Below are 19,254 nucleotides of genomic sequence, written 5' to 3'. Positions count from 1 at the left end.
ATATGACATCAAATATAGATTTAGTGATCAATTTCACTTATGTAATTTCTGCAGCCTTATTCATATTCGGCTTAAAACTTCTTGGTCACCCATCAAGCGCGCGTAAGGGCAACCTTGTTTCTGCTGTCGCTATGTTATTAGCAATAGTCGTGACCTTACTTGATAACAATATTGTGAATTTCCAATGGATTGCCATCGCCATGCTTGCTGGTGGTGTTGTTGGGTTCTTTGCCGCGCGTCTAGTGGCCATGACAGACATGCCTGAAATGGTGTCTTTGTTAAACGGTGTGGGCGGCTTAGCCAGTGTATTTGTTGCTTGGGCGACCATTCAAAGTGGTGCTGGGTTAACCGCCTTTATTTTAATCGTTACCTTTTTAGCTTTGCTGATTGGTGGCGTGACATTCTCAGGTAGTATCGTGGCTTGGGCCAAGTTGAGTGAGCGTATCACGGGCCGTGCGGTAACGTTTAGCGGCCAAGCCATTGTTAACGTGATTATCGTTTTGGCGATAGTTGCCACGGGGTACGCCTTTGTTGCACAACCCGATTTTGCCTTATCGTCAGCAGAGGTTTTGTATGTTGCTTTAGCGTTGTCCCTGCTATTTGGCATCATGCTTGTTTTGCCTATCGGCGGCGCCGATATGCCCGTGGTTATCTCATTGCTTAACAGTTATTCAGGTTTAGCGGCTTGTGCAGCCGGTTTTGCACTGCAAAACAATATCCTAATTGTTGCGGGTTCACTGGTCGGGGCAAGCGGTATAATTTTGACCAACATTATGTGTAAAGCAATGAATCGTTCGTTGAGTAACGTACTGTTCTCAGGTTTTATGGCCGTGCATAAATCAGACATGGTTATCGAAGGCGAAGTGAAACCTCTTTCTGCTGACGATGCCTTCTATGTGTTAGAAGCAGCGCAGTCAGTAGTGGTTATTCCTGGCTACGGTATGGCGGTTGCACAAGCACAACACGTAATGAAAGAGTTGCAAATTCAGCTTGAAGAAAACGATTGTGAAGTAGCTTACGCTATTCACCCTGTTGCTGGGCGTATGCCTGGGCACATGAACGTACTACTTGCTGAAGCTGACGTTTCTTATGAGCATCTGTTCGAGATGGACGATATTAATAAGCGCATTGAAAACTTCGATGTGGCTATGGTTATCGGTGCGAATGACGTGGTTAATCCTGCCGCTCGTGAAATGAAAGGCAGTCCTATATATGGCATGCCAGTTATTAATGCTGATTTAGCCAAGAACGTATTTGTACTTAAACGTGGTATGGCGTCGGGCTTTGCAGGGATTGATAACCCGTTATTCTTTAAACCCAATACACGCATGATATTTGGTGATGCAAAAGAAACACTGAGCAGTATCGTTAGGCAGTTTAATGATTAATCTGCCTGTGTTTGGATGACGTAAATTCACTCCAAACAACGAAAAGCCCTCTTGGCATCAGTATGCCAAGAGGGCTTTTTTATGTGGGTTTGAGACCAACTCAATTAAATATTTGGCCACTCAGCGAAAATGTAGTGGAATTGATATGAGTGTTTATCGACTTTCGAAATTTGCTAGCTTTTCGCGGTACGGCGTGCACCCTTCATAAGCTTCTTTATAATGCCACTGCTCAATGATTTTTTTCTTATCTGTGATGACGGTTAACGCACACTCAACATTGACTTGTGAAGGCTGCATCATGTCTTTGGCGATAAGGGGATCTTGGCCTTCTAAACCGTTTGCTTGCTCTGTCTCGGTCACTAAACCAATGTGATTACGTTCAATGTGAAAGGTATGAATGATTTTATTATCAATCAATTCTATATCATCAGGGAAACCAATTACACTAAAAAGCTGATTAACAGGCTGCCCCTTGAATGGCGTTAAGCCATCTTCTAGCGGTATCAATGTGGCGCATCCAAATAATGCCACAGGAGCAAGTATTAAGGAAAAGTAGTGTTTCATAAAGCGGCGTATTCTCAATGGATAAAGGCTGTTTAAAAGACAGAGTTTGCACGCTCAAGTTCAATTTATGCAAGCGTGCTAGCGCAATAAAGCTAAACATTTACACTTTGCATACTTTGCATACTTTGCATACTTTGCTAGAGGAAATGAAAGACAATGAGATTTGTGATAGTTATATCGCAACGTTAGAAATTGGATCCATCACTCAGATCATGACTCAAGTAAAAGAATCACAGCATGCGCATACTCATACTGAGCAAGGACATCCAGAACATGGGCATGCTCACCATGGTCACTCTCATCACGGACACCATCACTTCGACCCTTCATCAGATCGTATTGGCTGGGCATTTTTGCTCAATGTCACCTTTACTATTATTGAGTTCATTGGCGGCTGGTTAACCAACAGTACCGCGATCATGGCGGATGCCGTACATGATTTAGGCGATAGTCTGTCCATTGGCACCGCTTGGTTTTTACAGCGCGCGGGCAATAAACAAGCGACAGCTCGATTTTCCTACGGCTTTAAGCGACTGTCATTGTTGGCTGCCATGCTTAACGGCGTGGTACTGGTGTGCGGGTCGATATGGGTACTGATTGAAAGCATACCGCGCTTGTTTGCCCCAGAAATGCCCCACACTGAGGGAATGTTTTTACTTGCCTTACTAGGCGTTGGCGTAAATGGGTTTGCTGCTTACAAATTAAGTGCAGGAAATACGCTGAATGAGCGCGTGCTAAATTGGCACTTAATTGAAGATGTTATGGGTTGGGTAGCGGTGCTGATAGTGTCAGTGGTGTTGATGTTTGTTAATTTGCCCATTCTGGATCCGTTACTTTCTATCGCGTTTACCTTATTCATTTTGTATAACGTGGTGCGCAACATTAACCTGACCCTTGGGCTATTTTTACAAGGCGCACCCGATGAACAGGTTCAACTGCAAATTAAACAAAGGTTACAACAAATAGCGTTTGTTGACGGTATACACCATCTGCATTTTTGGTCATTAGACGGTGAACAGCACGTGTTAACTGCGCATCTGGTGTTGAAGCAATTACTGCAGCCCGAGCAACTCGTGGCGATTAAATGTGAAGTGGCAGAGTGCTTAAGCGAATACAAGCTTTCCCATACCACTATCGAATTTGAGTTTCCTGAGGAAGCATGCAGAGATGACTAATCTTGCCTAATCATTAATACATTCGCTGTGCTTGGCCAATAAAAGAAAAAGGGTGATTGCCTGTTAGTGGTAATCACCCTTTTTTGACTGTTGGCTCGTTAAAAAACAAAAACTAACTCAGCAAACGCAGGTATATAATTAAGACCCTGTATAGAAATAGGGGCCAGTCCAGCTGAATACCTTACCGTTCACCTTAAGTTTGTGTTGTTTGCTTTTCGTGGCGTCTTTGTTCGCTAGAATAAATACGCTTTTAACGCCTTTAAGGCTTTCAATCGATACAGCGGTATATGCGTCATCATCATGCACCACGCTCAGCTCGGCAATACTACTGTCAGAGTTAACCGACAACTCAGACACCGGGCTATAGCTGCCATGGGGTTCAACAACTGAAGCAAAAGTGGTATTGCCGCTGTCTTTCCTGCGCAGCATGAATGCGGCATCTCTACGTAAATTGAAATCTGGATCATTCGCTCCTAACCGAGTCAGTAACAACTCGTCAGACTCCTCTGTGGCTGAGGTCAAAGTGTAGTATTTACCATCACCTAACCAAGAAAACTGCGTGGTGTTTGAAGACGGTTTGCCTTTTCCCTCTAAATACAGATGTTGATAACCATTTTGGTCACCTAATGGGTTTAAGGAGGTAGGCGAGTCATACTCAAAATTGTCGCTCAATACCTGACCCATATAATAAAATGGTAGGTCGTACTGGTTTTTGCTATCAGATTTGACCTTCATAATATCCAGTAGAAACGGCTTTTCGAAACCCTCATTTTTAATAATGGCCATAGTACGGTGCATCTTTGTACCTGGATAAGCGTTACTCTCTGTTGCACTAACAACTTTTACATCATCCTTTGTATCATCATAAAAATAGAGATCAGAGTGATGCTCACTGGCAATTTCGTATTTACCACTGAAATGCATTTTTTCGTTTATCGACAAGGTGTTGTGAGCAATGGTTGTTTTAGCCCAGGTTTTATTTTCTTTTAAATAGTTACCGCCACCTTTCTGACCTATGTTAACAAAGCGCGCTAGGCCATAATCTTGCAGCACTTCATCGCCACTTTCATAAAGGGAAAACGAAAGTTTGTCATAATGACCGTGACTAAGCCCTTGTGCGGCATATTTGAATACTAAGGTAAGCTCTTCATTGCCATAGCGTAATACACTCACGCCTCCTTGATCACCTTCTTGGCCGTCACTGAGGTTAATAGAATTTTTCACAAACGGTTGGGCTTTTCCATCTCGAATCCCCATGGCGACGGCCAAACCAGACTGGTCTAGCAGTACTTGGTTTTGCTTTTCAGCAATACTTAATAATTGCGGATTTTGTTCACCGTATTGATAGGCAATATCAACTGCTGTTACCAAAGCTGGAGTGTAGTAAGACATGCCTTTTTGGCCGTCATTAAGCGGGAAGAACTCGCCATCAGCGTCGGTTAAATTTAGCAATGCGTCGACACCTTTAAGCAGCACGTTATCTTTGTGGGAAAACACCTTCATTTCAGGTTTAACATGATTCATGGCCAAACCGAAAATGAGGAAAGGATACATGGCGTAGCGCTGATAATAGGGGCCTTCGGTATAATAACCGTCGGGTGAAAAGGGGTCCTCCAAATTCGCTAAGAAACCGGCTTTCTGACCAGCCACTTTAATAAAGCCGCCGTCATTATCACGGCCACCCAACTCAAGGCCGTCGTCTTCGATGCCGTATAGCGCTCTGTCTAGCAGTTCTTCATCGTTCATCACAAGAGCGATCATACCTACTGCTGCGTTTCCCCACGTGCTGTGGTTGTGTACTCGGTTGTAAAATTGCGGATTCTCAACCGAGATGAAATCTGCGAAGGGGCGAAAAAGATTGTTTTCGAGTTTGTCTCGCTCTTGTGCTGAAAGGGTATCGTAAATGGCATCATAAGCTTGAGCCATATACACCAGCCAGTTACTGTCATTCAGACATTGCCAAAATAGCTTGCCGCGAGCGTAAGAGCGTTCTTGTGGATGAACAGGCAAATCTTTATACATAGCTTCGTATTGAAATAACATGTCACGAATATATTTCGCGTATTTATCGTCCTGCAATATTTGATACAGCGCGCCGGCTTTCTGCGCCGTTAGAAAGTTGAGCTTGTGTCTTTGATGAGTGTAACCACCGGAAAAGTCTTTTGGGATGGGGGTGTCTATGCCTAACGCAATTTCAGCGTCCACTTCATTCTTTACACTTTGTACTGAGGCATCAAATAAAGGCACATTGCCTAAGTTCTGTCTGACTTTTTCAATACCAGATTTGGTCATAATCAGATTTGGATGCTCCTGCGCCTGCAATGCCAAAGGCGCATTGAGTGCAGCTGCCACTAACAGTAGGGCAGTCATTTTCATTTTTTTCATCGCTATTTTCTCCGATTAAGTACACGTTATAGAAGGAGTAATGGTTTAATTCAGCGGATTAACGGATGCATATCCGAGCAGGTTAGTGTGTGGTAGTCGGTACGTATTTATGTACTTTCTTCACAACGGGATGCTTTATTGTGCAACTGCAAGATCTGAAAAAACTATATTAAATAGTTGAGTCGTAAATAACAGCTAACCCCAGCACTGCGCTGGGGTTGGCTTTTACTTTTACTTGCGTATCACTGTGTCTGTTTGAGCTCTCGCTCTAACAATTTAGAAGCGATAACTTGCACCAAAGGTAATCCGACGGTCTGTTATACCCTGAGCACACAGTAAAGCATCTTCGTTCACGCAAGACTGAGTAATATCAGACTCGGTCAAGTTGACGGCTTCAACACCCAAGTTTAACTGATCGTTCACATCATAACTGATACTGGCATTAAGCTGTCCTCTGTCATGTGTTACAACTGGGAAACCTAACGTTGAGTTCAAGCTCGCACCCGCTGCTGTATCCTCGGTGCGGAATGCTTCACGCCATGTATAGCGCACGCGAGCTGATAAACCATACTTTTCATAATACAAAGTAAAGTTGTAGGCATTCTCGGAAAAGTCGAGTAAGCCTCGCTCGGACGTCACTTTTACAAATTGACTGTCATCGTAAACACCGTTTATTGCATTGAATACATCAGTACCGCGGGTGGCTGAGGTGTAGAAAGCTGAACCGCCGTCAAATTCTTGCACAGTGTAGTTAGCTAGAATACCGAAGCCTGACGCCCAACCTAGATCATCCTCAAAGCTAGAAAGGTCATACTGAAATGCCATTTCTACACCTGATTGAGTGGTTGTAGCTGAGTCATTAAAGAACGTTTCAACGTCAACACATAAGCCTGTTGTGTTTGGGTCACCTAACACGTTTGGTTGAACAGCAGGGTTGTAGATACCGCCACCTGAACAAGCAGGGTTGCTATCTCGTAACCCGTTAGCATCAAGGGTTGCACTTTCTAAGTTAGTCACAAATAAGTTGGTACGATCTTTCTTGAAATAACCGATGCTGACAACCGCAGCTTCAGCAAAATACCATTCAGCTGACAAGTCAAAAGAGGTTACTTCTTCTGGTTCAAGCCCTGCATTACCAATTTCAACAGACTGGTTCTCGTTGGTGCCAAACGATACAGATGTGTTTAAGTCACCGAAGTTAGGACGCAAAATATCTTTACCCCAACCAAGACGCAACACAACGTCTTCGGCAACATCTGCAACAAGGTTTAAACGAGGGAGTGTATAACTATAATCGCCTTTGTTTGTTACTGCAGAGACAACACCATTTATTTCAGTGTTACCTATAGATTCAATATCTGTTTCTATATGGCGAACCCCGATGTTACCGCGGAGCATTTCGTACTCAAAGTTAGCTTGTGCATACAAAGCATGAGTTTTCTCTTCGATGCTAAAAATCTCAGAAGAATCAGGTACTAAGTTTGCTAAATCTTGATTACCGCCGTGGGCAATAATAGCCGACTCCAGTATCTCCAAAGTTCCATCTCGATCACTGAAAGCACGGTCTGGGTCGACAATCAAGAAATTACGAAAAGCTAATTCTCTACCATCAGCATCCCCAAAATGATCCGGGCCTTCAACTAATAACTCTGAGAACAATGAGCCATTAGGGCTATCTACTAACTTACTGAATCCTCCAATACGGTCTGAAATGCTGACTGCGCTGTGTTCAGTTTTATTGTAGCGATAACCAAAATCTACAGAAGTAACAATGGAATCATCTATGAAATAAGTAAAATCGGTGCGAAAGGCATCTTCTGAGTTTTCAGTTGTACTGCGCGTCAAATCGACCTGATCAAGCACTACGTTGTTAGGATTTAATAAATCGGCTACGGTGGGTGCAAATGGTGAAGCGAAATCTATGCCAAACGCCAATGAATCACCGGTTAGATCATAAATAAATGGCACACTATTGTCGTTGCTGGTGTCAGCGGTTGGGTTACCGTCTTCATCGAGATTGTCCAGCGGTGTAAGCGGATTCGGATTAATAAAGTTCAACTGAGTATTAAGTGAAGGAGTTTCAGTATCAGAGCTCGCGCTTGAAAACTCAAAACTTGCGAACAAGTTTTCACCTTGCCATTCACCACCTAATCTAAATATTTCAGTGTCTGTGATCCGTGCTCCAGTATCACTGTTAAAGCGAAGATTAGGATCATCATCGTCAACACCCAAATTAGGCTGAATTGTGCCTCTCACTGCAGCTTGAATACTGCCTAAATTCACGCCATCAAGAGAGCCAAAATTAACGGTCTCAAACTCAGTTGGCAAACTATAGTTCAATACGCTGCCTACTCCAGACGCCTGTACACGAGTGCTATCTTGACGACGCTCTTGGTCAGTAATGACCGCATCGAAGAAAAATTTCATGTTGTCGTTCGGTGCAAATTCAAATGTAGTCGCGATGTTGGTCGTTTCATACTCGAAGTTTTCCAATTCTTGGTTCAAGAATTGAATACCAAGAAAATCGAACGATTGGGCTATAGGTCTATCTGCAGCTTGATCCTCTAACTCCCCGCTTCGAATAACATCTGCGTTAACATTTTCAACTAAGCTGCCATCACGATCGAGGCGTGGACGAAATGAAGTCGCTTCTTGTTTGGTATAGCTACCACTGATAACAAAACCAAATCTACCAGAGTCAAGTTCCCAGTTATCGCCATATGCACCTGAAACCCTTGGCTGCACGCCATCAGTTGTCAAGCTACTGTCTTCACCTTGCAAGCGGATAGAGCCCAAAGTCTCCGTTAATTCAAGAGGACGAATAGTACGTAGATTGATCGTGCCGCCTATAGAACCTTCGGTGGTTTTTGCTTCCGGCGCTTTGGTTATTTCAACTCCTGCAATGATCGCCGCAGACAAATCCTCAAAATTCATTCCGCTACGACCAGAACCTGAACCTACCGTTGAGGCCCCGTTAATTTCAACTCGGTTAGCATTGCTGCCTCGAATCTGCACGCCGGTACCGATACCTGCTGTTCTCGTAATTTGAATACCTGTTACGTTTTCCAGTACCTCAGCCAAGTTTTGGTCTGGTAACTTGCCGATGTCTACCGCTTCAATGACTTCGATCAGGTTATTTGTTTCACGCTTTTCTAGAAGAGCACTCGTAAGTGAACTACGTATTCCTGATACAGCGATGACTTCGACGTCTCTCTCTTCAACTGGCTGAGCTTCTTGAGCAAGTGCGGATGAAGCGAAACTTAACGAAGTAGCTGATAACACCGCTAAGGTAATTTTAGATAGTTTGTGTCCCATTTGTGTCTCCTAGTGCAGCGAATAAAGGATTGAGTGGACCCTTTCACACCACATTGTTAATTTTTAGTTTTTGCACCTTGCAACATCAAGATTACATAAGGCCTGCAAAACGCTAACAAGGTTGTTACAAAAGTATTCCATAAAAACAAATTGGTCAACCCTTAATCAGGGTGATAAGACTAAAGTAGGTTTATTTTGGTAAGGCCAATATGATCGGCTATATATTACCTGTCATCATGACTAGCTAATGGGTGGGGCTTAATATCATCTGAATCAATAGGTTATGTTGATTTTCATAGTGAGCGTCAGTTCTTGATTTGCTCAGAGCCTAGTATAAAACTAGGCTATTTAATTTTTGGTTATATCCTATGCACTAGACTTTAGTTTTGAAATGGTCATAATGGTTTTGTTAACATTTAAGTTTTCGCTCGTCTTATTGGTAATAATGTAAAGTTCCAGTAAATTATAGTCGCAGGGTGGTGTTGGGGCGACTTTTTTACCGCTTTTTTAACTATCGATTCGTTAAGCCATGTAAATAGGACGAATGTTACGAAAGTGATACAGAACTCTAACTGAAATGAGTCTATGAAAGAGCGGGCACTCAAACGTTCTAGTTAAGTGCTTTTTACGCAAAGACTATATTATGTAATCTGAGAATGAGAATTGATGAACATAGAACGACTAAGCATTTCTTCCATGCTAAATGTGGCCGACACCGTTCAGAAGCCTAACTATGCCCTAGGTGCTGTTTTGCCTAGTATTGTCCATTTTGGTGCAGGTAATTTTCATCGAGCTCATCAAGCCGCATATTGCGACGCACTGCTCAATCAAGGTGAAACGCGTTGGGGAATAACAGGTGTATCTCTTCGCTCAGCAAAAATGCGTGACAACCTTGCCCCCCAGAACTGTTTGTATACGCTGGCGATTTTAGGTGAAAAAGAGACTCGTTTTCGTGTCGTTGGCGCGATTCAAAATATGTTGGTGGGGCCTGAAAATCCACAAGCGGTAATTGATTTACTGGCGAGTGAACCAACCCAGTTAGTTACGACGACTATCACCGAAAAAGGCTATTACCTTAAAAACGGTGTTATTGATCTTGAAAGTACCGATGTAGCCAACGATCTAGCATCGCTTACAGCACCCAAAACTACCTATGGTTATCTGGCCGCAGGCCTAATTAAAAGGGCCTCCAAGGGGGATAGCCCAATAACGCTACTGTGTTGCGACAACATGAATGCTGGTGGTGAGCGCCTACGGGATGGGGTGCATATGTTACTGGCGAAGCACAGCCCAGAAACGGTGAGTTGGGTAAATGAAAATGTCGCTTTTAGCGCGTCGATGGTAGATAGAGTCACCCCAGCGACCGACGAGCTATTAAAAACTGAAGTCGCCCAAGAGCTAGGCGTTCAAGATGCCGCGCCCGTCGCCGCAGAACCCTTCACCCAGTGGATTATCGAAGATAATTTTGCAGGCGACCGCCCGCCATTTGATAAGGTGGGTGCGCTTTTTGTTGACGATATAGCGCCTTTTGAACGGGTTAAATTACGCTTTCTCAATGCGGGGCATTCCATGCTTGCAGCGCTTGGGTATTTAGTTGGGGACCGCTTTATTCATGAAGCGCTAAAACGTCCAACACTTGCCCAATTCACCGAGCAAGCACTCAAACTAAATGTAATGCCTGTGACCAGCGTGCCTGATGGCCTTCAAGCTGAGCACTATATAGCCCAGGTGTTTGCTCGTTTTCGAAATGGCAACCTTCCTTACGCCGCCTTACAAGTGGGAACAGATAGCTCACAAAAAATCCAACAACGCTGGTTCCCCAGTATCGATGATGCACTCAAGCAAAGTGTTGATACCCGCTATTTAGCTTTCGCTGTTGCCGCTTGGGTATGTTTTATTCATAAAGCGTTGGTAAGAGGCGACCTTAACGACCCGTTAATCGATGAGTTCACGAACTCTTCATCAACCGGTGCTGCGTCTGATGTGCTGGCATTTCTTACCTTGGCGGGGGCAAACAAGTTTAGCTTTTTCAGTGACACGGGCTTTATGGCGTCAGTACACGGATACCATGATTATATCAATGGCATGGGAGTCGAAGAAGCAATCGTGCATTGTTTTGCATAACAAACTTGAAAACCAATTTACATTACTGAACTGAGAATAATTATGCGTGAATCCTGGAGATGGTTTGGGCCGAGTGACCCCGTGACCATAGACGAAATAAGACAAACTGGCGCTACAGATGTGGTGAGTGCGCTGCATACTATTCCTACCGGTGAGGTTTGGAGCATTGAGGCTATACGCCAACATCAAGCGTTGATTGAAGAGTGCGAGCAAGGTCTAGCGCCGTTAACGTGGAGTGTGGTTGAAAGTATTCCTGTTCACGAAGACATCAAATTGGCGCGACCAGGCCATGAAAAATACATAGAAAACTGGATCCTCTCTATGGAGAATCTGGCAAAGTGTGGCATTAAAACGATCTGCTACAACTTTATGCCCGTCATTGATTGGACGCGCACAGACCTTAATTTTAAGCTGCCAACAGGTGCTTATGCTTTGCGTTTTGATCAGAAAAAGTTTGCCGCTTTTGATTTGTTTATTTTACAGCGCGAAAACGCAGAAGCTGAATACAGTGCAGAAGAACTCAAAGAAGCCAAGCACGTTTTTGATGAAATGTCAGAGCAAGAAAAAAACAAACTGACCAATAACATCATTGCGGGTTTACCTGGGCGAATGACAGACAGTTATGGAATAGACGATTTTCGCGCCATGCTTGCCAATTACAAAGACGTTAGCAGTGATGTGCTGCGCAGTCACTTGTTTGCATTTCTATCTAAAGTACTGCCTCGGGCTGAAGCCATGGGCGTCAAGCTTGCCATCCATCCAGACGATCCCCCTCGAGACATGCTAGGCCTGCCACGGATCATCTGTACCGCTGATGATTTAGAGCTGCTGTTTGCGGCGCTGCCTAGTGAATCAAATGGCATTACCTTGTGCGTGGGCACTTACAGCAGTAGGCCTGATAACGATTTACCTGCAATGGCTAAACAGTTTGGCCCGCGTATCCATTTTTCACATTTGCGTGGGGTGAGTCGTGACCCAGATGAACAGCGTTCGTTTTATGAAGCCAGTCACCTTGATAGCGACATCGACATGGTGCAGGTCGTTAAAGAGTTGCTGAATGAAGAAACGCGTCGTTCAAAAGAAAGTGCTGACAGCTTAGGCATTTTCATTCGCCCAGATCACGGCCATCAAATGATGGGAGATATTGGCAAAACCGTTAACCCTGGATATTCAGGCATAGGCCGCATGAAAGGCTTAGCTGAAGTGCGCGGCGTTATTCGTGCTTTATCAGTGCTGCAATAGCGGTTTTGTATAATTGGCGGGCTGTAAATTAACTGGCGTCCCGTCAAAAAAGACGAATCATGTCGGTCGTGGTAAAGATTAAATTCGTCTCTTTTTATCGTCCCCTAACAATAATACGAAATGGTACGAACTAATATGAGCAACATGAAGACGTTTTTTAAATCGCTACTGCCCGGCATATTTTTGTTTGGGTTCACTGTGGGCACGGGCAGCGTTACTGCCATGGCAAAAGCAGGTGCTGATTATGGCATGTCACTTTTATGGACCATCTTTATCTCCTGCGCCATTACCTACTTTCTTATTCAACTGTTTGGCAAGTTTACCCTCGTCACCGGTTTAACCGCGTTGCAGTCCTTCAAAAGACATATACATCCAGCGGTCAGTATTTTCTTTATTGTGGCCCTTACCACTCAAATTTGCGGAAGCGTAATAGGCGTAATGGGTATTCTTGCTGACGTGTGTTACGAATGGTCAAAGAACTTCGTTGGAGGGGGGATTTCTCAGCTGTACTTTGCACTGTTTTTTATCGCCTTTGTGTATGTGATTTTTCTAATTGGTAAAACGGAAGTATTCGAAAAGGTACTGGCTCTGTTCGTAGGCATCATGGCGTTATGCTTTTTAATTAACTTCGCTATCCTAATGCCCCCCGCAATCGAAATACTCCAAGGGATGGTACCAAACGTACCGGATACTGCGCCCGGCAAAAGCTCATTTCTGGTTATAGCATCTATGGTGGGTACTACGGTTTTCTCAGGGCTGTTCATTCTGCGTACCATACTGGTAAAAGAGGCGGGTTGGACTTTGGCAGATCTGAAAACTCAAAATCGTGATGCGCTGTTCTCAGCTTTTTTAATGTTTATTGTAAGCACATCAATAATGGCAGCGGCAGCAGGCTCTTTGTATGTACAAGGGATTACCTTGGTTCATGTTACCCAAATGATAAATCTGCTAGAGCCTTTGGCGGGCTCTGCAGCGGTGGCCATATTCACTATCGGGCTGATTGCCGCTGGCGTATCGTCGCAGTTTCCTAATGTGGCTTTACTGCCTTGGTTGTTAGATGATTTTCATGAGCGTAAGCCGGACTTAAAAAGACCAAGCTATCGCATTATGGCGCTTGTGATCTCTTGCTTGGGATTAATTGTGCCGATTTTTAATGCTAAGCCCATTGCGGTAATGGTCAGCTCTCAAGCATTTGGCGCCTTAGTGTTACCGGCGACAGTGGGTTGTATTTTTTACATCGGCAATAAGAAAGCGTTAATGGGCAAACATCAGTTTTCCACTATAACCAATGTTTTCTTATCGCTGATCTTTGTCTTTGCGTTGGTCATGAGTTACATGAGCTACAACGGCATTCTTTCTACCCTGCAAGCGATGTAAATTCACAACGCTCTGGGCGCCTATTGACTGTGTTAATTGAGTAACAGCACTCACTTAAAGACTTTTATTCTGTAGTTATTAGAGCTGTATTTTTCGAATTTTCGGCTGATGAGGTCAACTCTCATTTCCGATACTAGTCATGGAAATAATCTTATGAGTCAGATTTTTAAATTCAATGCCAATCGTGTGTGGCGTACCTATCAAGGCGGTAAGCTGCTAGATACTATCGAAGGAAAAGAGACCCCCGAAGATTCTAGCTTTCCAGAAGACTGGATTGGCTCCACGGTTGAAGCGCGAAACGTCGGCCGCGAGCACATTTCTGAAGGGCTAGCCATGGTCACTGGTGACGACGGGCAGACGGTACCTTTTCGAGATTTACTGACCCAAAAAAAGGACTATTTTTTGGGTAAAACGAATGACACTGAGCGTACGCTTGAGGATATTCCGCTGGTTAAGTACCTCGATAGCGCCACGCGATTGCATTTTCAGGCGCACCCCACACGACAATTTGCCCAAGAGCGTTTGGGTTTACCAAGGGGCAAAACAGAGGCTTACGTTATTCTACAAACCCGCGAAGATGTCAGTGAGCCTTATATTTACGCGGGCTTTCAGCGGCCGCCTAGTCGCGCTCAGTTAAAAGAGTGGATAGAAAACCAAGATATTAAATCAATTGAAAGCTGTTTCGATCCCATTCCCGTCAAGCCGGGGGATGTGTTTTTGCTCCCCGGAGGCCGCCCGCATGCGCTGGGCGAGGGCATTCTGATGTTGGAGATAATGGAGCCTTCTGATCTGGCGGTCAGATTTGAGTTTGAGCGCTGCGGATATGTTATCCCCGAGCAAGCGAGGTTCATGGATCGGGGAATTGAGACCGCATTAGATGTGTTTAATTTTAGCCCAGTACCAGCTGAGCAAGTTGATGCTGAATTTCGTTGTCACCCCAAGGTGCTTAGCTCTGATGAGCAAGGTAATACGTTAGAAGAGCTGATCGGTGCTAAGGATACCTCTTGTTTTACCGTTAGGCGTGCCACCGTGAAAAGTACGTTCAAGCGCAATGAAGAGGCTTTTTTCTATGGCGTGGTAACACAAGGCGCGGGTACGTTGCGTATTGGTGATGACGTAACAAAGTTAAAACAGTGGGAGCGCTTTTTCTGCCCTGCGGGAGTGACGGAGTTTGAGTACGAATCGACATCAGGTTTGTCGATTTTAGAGTGCTATCCCGGTAACACATAGCCTGCTAACGCTTAGATTCGTCGCATTTCACTAGAAAATAGCTAGCAAGCGCTGCTTGTTTAGCTCGCTTATAGTTATAGTGTTATCACAACGCAAAAAGCCATCAAACTAGCGTACTTAATAACGGCTGATTTGATGGCTTTTTTGCTGTTTGATTTCTCTGTGCTCTTTTATTTTTGCGGTTCTTTAGCAGGTCCAACTATTAAACGCGAGAATGTCACTTGAGCATAGTCGCCATTTTTCTTATCTGTTTGCCAATCACCCGTGCCTAAACATGCTGGGTACCACATCCCTGGGTCGTCTTTAATACTGCACTGATCGTATGCTCCGGCCTTGAAGAAATTCGCATCACCAGAGTAACCGTTCGGGTGGTCAAGCTTATCTACTTGCCCATTGGCATCGATGTTATTGGCTAGGTTTATCTCAAATTCCTTTGTACCAAGACGCTCACTAGTGAACGTTAAATACATGGTATTGTGATATACGTTCACTTCATAACTAAAGGATTCATCAAGGGCGATACCTTGCTCACCTGGGTCTGTTGGTTCATCCCACGGGGTGCCCCAAACCGAATAGCTTATATCTTGGCGGTCTGGGTTTTCTTTGGCGAGATTACGCTCGTAATTCCAAAAAACCGAACCGTACTTATGTTTTGGCCATTTTTTATAGTAGATTTTCAACGGCTCGTTGCCATAACCATAGCCCTTACCTTCAGCGACTCTTTCTTTGTCCTTGGTGGCATGAATCTGGCCCACAACAACAGAGAACGCAGGTGGCTTATTCGGGTACTTAGCGCGTTTCGCCACATGGTTGACTGCAAGGCTAGCTTGTAAGTTACCGCCTATTTGACCGTACTGCTGTGCGTCTTTGTTATTTTGCAAAGCAAAGTTATCCGCGAATTTATCACTCTTGGCATCCATGTCAGCAACGACTTGATGTAACTCACTGCGAGTGTTGCTGGAGTTGGGTGTAGTAAAAGCTTTGTTCGGAACGGCGAAAACCATATTGCCGTCACCATTAAGATAAAAGAAGTCAGGATGCTGGAAGGTTTGTATTTTCGCCGCGCTTATCCCGTCGACTTTCCCGTCATGGTTGTTATCCGTGGGGATGGTAATTTTCCAATGGGTTAGATCAAATTTTTCGGCGGGCACTACTGGCGTTTTTGCACTTTCGTTATTGGTCGTATTACACCCAGCCAGTGTTAGCAGGCTCAAGGCTATCACGCCTATCGTTTTAGTCTTCATAATGGGTACTCCTTTAATTTCTGATTCAACTTAGCGTTTACAGCCTATTTGCTGGGTCCTCAAAACAGGACTTAAGAGTCAGCTAAGCGTGCCACGATTGATTGCACTATATTTTCTGGTGGGGCTTGTATATCCACTACAGACACATCATTGGGTAGCTCTAATGTTGTGAGCTGCGATTCGAGTAATTTAGGCTCGAAAAAGTGCCCTTTACGCGCGCCTAAGCGCTCAGTAAGTAGGGCTTTTGAGCCATGTAGGATAATCCACTCGATAGGGCCGGCGCATTTTGCCGCCAGTGTTTCTCGGTATGCCGCTTTTAATGCAGAGCAAGCAAGTACGGCCCCTTTTTTATGCTCCCAATTAGCTAACTCAGTAGCAAGGTCTTCAAGCCACGGTTGCCGGTCCTCGTCATTTAACGGCCTGCCACTTTGCATTTTTTGTACATTAGCCTCAGGGTGAAAGTCATCGGCGTCATAAAAGGGGAGTGCTAGGGCGTCAGCTAGCATCTTACCTATGGTTGACTTTCCTGTTCCTGAAACGCCGCAAACAATTACAATCATGATGTACCCTTATTTTTCTTCATTACTCTAATAAGCCAAGAATACCGTTAAATGAAATCAAAATTGAAAACATAAACGCTAAGCCTAATACGATGTTGAGTAAGTATCCCGCGGCATGCTCACCCATCATCTTCTTCTTATTGATCATTAAAATGATACCTAGAATAACCAATGGCAGAACAAATACATTAAAGACTTGGGTTAATAACTGTCCTTTAACAGGGTTAAAACCAAATACCGGGATCGTGAGGGCAAATAACGCAGCGAGACCTGTGATGATACGAAACTGCGTAGATTGTGTGTCTAATTTACCCGAGCGGTAATCTTCAATTAACAGCGGGGCAATCAACATACAAGGGAACACTGACGACAAACCCGCTGCGAGCGTACCGAAAAAGAAAACCGTCAGGGCAAATTTACCTGCTATGGGTTCAAGGGCATTCACCATATCCAGCACGTCTGTCACTGGTTTTCCTTCATGAAACAAGGCCCCTGCGGCGACGGCCATAACTGAGCCGCTAATAATAAACACCAGTACTGCGGCAACAATCGCATCTTTCTTTTGTTGTGCTCTGTCAGCAATACCCCAGCCCTTGCCTTGAATAAATAAAGGTCTAGACAAAAACGTCGCCGAGGCCATGGTGGTTCCTACAAATGCAGCCACCATCATTTTTCCGCCGACGACATCAGGTATAACGGGGATAAGTCCGCGTACGACTTCTGCGGGCATGGGGTGCACAACAAACAGCGACAATATGAAAGATAGCCCCATGCAAGACACAAAAATCACTAGTATCTTTTCAAATAATGAGTACTTACCTATGAGTAATATTGCATACATAATGCTGATAACGAGCACAGCAATTGTTACTACTACAGCATACTTGTGCGGAACTACTGCGGGGAAGTACAAGGCGATCATTTCAAATAAAATATTGGAAGAAATCCCTAATATACCGGTCAGGGAATTCCACTGACCAAAGGACACGCCTATGATGATGAGGATCGCAATCACCTTACCGAATTTAAGGTGTTTCTTAAAACTATAAAGCGCGGTTTCTCCTGTAACTAAGGCAAAATTACCGTAGGCGTAAATAAGCACCCCTGAAAATAAGCAGCTTAACAATAAAACCCATAACAGCTGCATGCCAAAGGTACTGCCTGCGACAATCATTGCCGTCACACTGCCAGTGCCAATGGTGTAGCCAATGGCTAAAAACGCTGGACCAAAACTCAGAATAGCTCTAATGAATGCTGACACTATTATTCCTCAAAAATGAACGTAAATATTATTATTTGTAGGCTTTCATAGCCTGCTTTAGGTGCTTCTATTGTGCTTTGTTGTTCTTTAGCGTAATCGATTAAAAACGACTCTCTTCTGCCATTTTTACGACACCAACCGTCAATATCAGGTTGGCAAATCGGCGTTGTTCACCGGTTTGAATAATCAAGGTGGTGGCTGGGTCACGGATTTTGTCGTAGAACGCCCAGCGCTCCATGGCTTTCCAAGTCACATCACCTAATAGAGCTTGGTATGCCGTGTGAATTTCGGCATTTGCCTCAGGAGGCTTTTCCATCACGATAGCCCCTTGAATCGGGCATACTTCAAGAATGCCCTCGAGTACGCTTAATGCATCTAACATTCCTGGGCGAAAGTTTAAGTGCACTAAGGTTGAGTTTGGTCCGGTCATGGCAGCCACAGGCAAATTACCATCAGCGATAACAACTTGCGCGAAGTGACCCGAGCGCCCAAGCGCCTCTAAAATACTAGGATGTATTACTGCTGTTTTAAGCATGTGTTTACTCGTTTAAAAATGCCCATAAGGCGCTTACATGTTGTAAACGCCACCGTTAATATCCAGCGTCGCCCCTGTGATGAAGCCATCATATTCTGAGGCCAAATAGACCACAGCTCGCGCTACGTCATCGGCGTTGCCTGCTCGTTGGATAGGAATTCCGGCGATGGTTTGATCAGCCGATTCTTTAGTGGTGTGGGTATTGTGAAATGAGGTACCTAAAATCAGCCCAGGTGCGACCGCATTAACGCGCGTTCCTTGTGGTCCTAACTCCGCGCTTAGTGCGCGGGTCAGAGTTAAAATAGCCCCTTTGCTGGTGGAATAAACTAAAGAGCCGGCGTGGCCACCTTTACGACCTGCAAGAGACGCTAAATTGACGATACTGCTATTTTCATTTTTTGCTAAGTAAGGCGCAGCAGCGCGGGTCACAAACATCATGGAGGTTAGGTTTATATCCATGACTTTGTGCCAAAACTCGGCATCCATATCGTTGAGCGAGCGCCTTGCCACCAAAGAGCCCGCATTATTAATCAATATATTGATGCCCCCGAGGGCCTCTACTGTTTTTTCGATAAGGCTATTGGCTTCGGCTTCATCGGTTAGATCGCCCTTGATCGCAACGGCTTTTACCCCTTTACTCGTTGCATATTCAAGTAATTCATTAGCCGTATCACTGCTAGAAAAATAATGAATAGCCACGTTTGCACCGTTATCAATCAGGTGCTTGCTGATCGCTTCGCCGATACCTTGTGCACCTGCAGTAATAAGTACGTTTTTTCCAACAAGTTTTGTCATGTCTAGTCTTCCTGAATCTATAATTTTTTGCTGCTATTGACCTTGCTTCTGCTCGCGGC

At 44.5% G+C, this 19,254-nt stretch carries 14 protein-coding genes; 6 read left to right on the top strand and 8 right to left on the bottom strand.

The annotated features are described in order from the left end of the window. The first annotated feature begins 2 nt into the window (after positions 1 to 2). Positions 3 to 1,388 (top strand): NAD(P)(+) transhydrogenase (Re/Si-specific) subunit beta, encoded by a 1,386-nt coding sequence (locus AC0L6N_RS16645; RefSeq protein ID WP_006991068.1) that lies wholly within the window; start codon positions 3 to 5, stop codon positions 1,386 to 1,388. A 153-nt stretch (positions 1,389 to 1,541) separates the two neighbouring features. On the opposite strand, the gene AC0L6N_RS16640 is transcribed toward AC0L6N_RS16645, so the two are convergent. Then, positions 1,542 to 1,952 (bottom strand): hypothetical protein, encoded by a 411-nt coding sequence (locus AC0L6N_RS16640; RefSeq protein WP_473476114.1) that lies wholly within the window; start codon positions 1,950 to 1,952, stop codon positions 1,542 to 1,544. Positions 1,953 to 2,164: 212 nt separating this feature from the next. Between AC0L6N_RS16640 and AC0L6N_RS16635 the strand changes: the two genes are divergently transcribed. Next, a complete protein-coding gene (locus tag AC0L6N_RS16635; RefSeq protein WP_473481367.1) occupies positions 2,165 to 3,127 on the top strand; it encodes a cation diffusion facilitator family transporter in 963 nt (320 codons plus the stop codon). A 138-nt stretch (positions 3,128 to 3,265) separates the two neighbouring features. On the opposite strand, the gene AC0L6N_RS16630 is transcribed toward AC0L6N_RS16635, so the two are convergent. After that, positions 3,266 to 5,512, bottom strand: coding sequence for an alginate lyase family protein (locus AC0L6N_RS16630; protein ID WP_473476112.1), 2,247 nt, complete (start codon positions 5,510 to 5,512; stop codon positions 3,266 to 3,268). Positions 5,513 to 5,788: 276 nt separating this feature from the next. Next, entirely contained in the window at positions 5,789 to 8,827 is a 3,039-nt protein-coding gene (locus AC0L6N_RS16625; protein WP_011576376.1) for a TonB-dependent receptor, read from the bottom strand. 666 nt (positions 8,828 to 9,493) lie between these two features. Here AC0L6N_RS16625 and AC0L6N_RS16620 point away from each other — a divergent pair. The 4 genes from AC0L6N_RS16620 to AC0L6N_RS16605 all read left to right on the top strand — a co-directional run bounded on the left by AC0L6N_RS16620 (position 9,494) and on the right by AC0L6N_RS16605 (position 14,800). Continuing rightward, a complete protein-coding gene (locus AC0L6N_RS16620; RefSeq protein ID WP_473476110.1) occupies positions 9,494 to 10,951 on the top strand; it encodes a mannitol dehydrogenase family protein in 1,458 nt (485 codons plus the stop codon). A gap of 42 nt (positions 10,952 to 10,993) precedes the next feature. Further along, positions 10,994 to 12,193 (top strand): mannonate dehydratase, encoded by a 1,200-nt coding sequence (gene uxuA, locus AC0L6N_RS16615; protein ID WP_473476108.1) that lies wholly within the window; start codon positions 10,994 to 10,996, stop codon positions 12,191 to 12,193. 135 nt (positions 12,194 to 12,328) lie between these two features. Then, the gene (locus tag AC0L6N_RS16610; protein ID WP_473476106.1) at positions 12,329 to 13,570 is read left to right on the top strand and encodes an Nramp family divalent metal transporter; all 1,242 of its coding nucleotides are present in this window, start codon (positions 12,329 to 12,331) and stop codon (positions 13,568 to 13,570) included. A 153-nt stretch (positions 13,571 to 13,723) separates the two neighbouring features. Beyond that, positions 13,724 to 14,800, top strand: coding sequence for a class I mannose-6-phosphate isomerase (locus tag AC0L6N_RS16605; RefSeq protein WP_473476103.1), 1,077 nt, complete (start codon positions 13,724 to 13,726; stop codon positions 14,798 to 14,800). 170 nt (positions 14,801 to 14,970) lie between these two features. Here the strand turns inward: AC0L6N_RS16605 and AC0L6N_RS16600 are convergent, their stop codons facing one another. The 5 genes from AC0L6N_RS16600 to AC0L6N_RS16580 form a co-directional block, all read right to left on the bottom strand. Next, positions 14,971 to 16,044 carry a polysaccharide lyase family 7 protein gene (locus AC0L6N_RS16600; protein WP_473476100.1) on the bottom strand — a complete coding sequence of 358 codons (1,074 nt, stop codon included), beginning with the start codon at positions 16,042 to 16,044 and terminating at the stop codon, positions 14,971 to 14,973. A gap of 71 nt (positions 16,045 to 16,115) precedes the next feature. Beyond that, on the bottom strand, positions 16,116 to 16,604 hold the full coding sequence (locus AC0L6N_RS16595) for a gluconokinase (protein ID WP_473476097.1): 489 nt from the start codon (positions 16,602 to 16,604) through the stop codon (positions 16,116 to 16,118). A gap of 22 nt (positions 16,605 to 16,626) precedes the next feature. Further along, entirely contained in the window at positions 16,627 to 17,865 is a 1,239-nt protein-coding gene (locus AC0L6N_RS16590) for an Nramp family divalent metal transporter (RefSeq protein ID WP_011576369.1), read from the bottom strand. A 100-nt stretch (positions 17,866 to 17,965) separates the two neighbouring features. Continuing rightward, positions 17,966 to 18,400 (bottom strand): RbsD/FucU family protein, encoded by a 435-nt coding sequence (locus AC0L6N_RS16585; protein WP_473476095.1) that lies wholly within the window; start codon positions 18,398 to 18,400, stop codon positions 17,966 to 17,968. A gap of 33 nt (positions 18,401 to 18,433) precedes the next feature. After that, a complete protein-coding gene (locus tag AC0L6N_RS16580) occupies positions 18,434 to 19,195 on the bottom strand; it encodes an SDR family NAD(P)-dependent oxidoreductase (RefSeq protein ID WP_473476093.1) in 762 nt (253 codons plus the stop codon). Between the last annotated feature and the right edge of the window lie 59 nt (positions 19,196 to 19,254).

The sequence above is a fragment of the Paraglaciecola sp. G1-13 genome (genome assembly GCF_055809255.1).
The sequence above is the reverse complement of the archived record's forward strand: the minus strand, read 5'-3'. Positions and strand labels throughout refer to the sequence as shown.

Bases quoted from the DNA above. Each gene is read 5' to 3' on its own strand.
- AC0L6N_RS16645 (WP_006991068.1), top strand. From the start codon at position 3: ATGACATCAAATATAGATTTAGTGATCAATTTCACTTATGTAATTTCT.
- AC0L6N_RS16640 (WP_473476114.1), bottom strand. From the start codon at position 1,952: ATGAAACACTACTTTTCCTTAATACTTGCTCCTGTGGCATTATTTGGA.
- AC0L6N_RS16635 (WP_473481367.1), top strand. From the start codon at position 2,165: ATGACTCAAGTAAAAGAATCACAGCATGCGCATACTCATACTGAGCAA.
- AC0L6N_RS16630 (WP_473476112.1), bottom strand. From the start codon at position 5,512: ATGAAAAAAATGAAAATGACTGCCCTACTGTTAGTGGCAGCTGCACTC.
- AC0L6N_RS16625 (WP_011576376.1), bottom strand. From the start codon at position 8,827: ATGGGACACAAACTATCTAAAATTACCTTAGCGGTGTTATCAGCTACT.
- AC0L6N_RS16620 (WP_473476110.1), top strand. From the start codon at position 9,494: ATGAACATAGAACGACTAAGCATTTCTTCCATGCTAAATGTGGCCGAC.
- uxuA (WP_473476108.1), top strand. From the start codon at position 10,994: ATGCGTGAATCCTGGAGATGGTTTGGGCCGAGTGACCCCGTGACCATA.
- AC0L6N_RS16610 (WP_473476106.1), top strand. From the start codon at position 12,329: ATGAGCAACATGAAGACGTTTTTTAAATCGCTACTGCCCGGCATATTT.
- AC0L6N_RS16605 (WP_473476103.1), top strand. From the start codon at position 13,724: ATGAGTCAGATTTTTAAATTCAATGCCAATCGTGTGTGGCGTACCTAT.
- AC0L6N_RS16600 (WP_473476100.1), bottom strand. From the start codon at position 16,044: ATGAAGACTAAAACGATAGGCGTGATAGCCTTGAGCCTGCTAACACTG.
- AC0L6N_RS16595 (WP_473476097.1), bottom strand. From the start codon at position 16,604: ATGATTGTAATTGTTTGCGGCGTTTCAGGAACAGGAAAGTCAACCATA.
- AC0L6N_RS16585 (WP_473476095.1), bottom strand. From the start codon at position 18,400: ATGCTTAAAACAGCAGTAATACATCCTAGTATTTTAGAGGCGCTTGGG.
- AC0L6N_RS16580 (WP_473476093.1), bottom strand. From the start codon at position 19,195: ATGACAAAACTTGTTGGAAAAAACGTACTTATTACTGCAGGTGCACAA.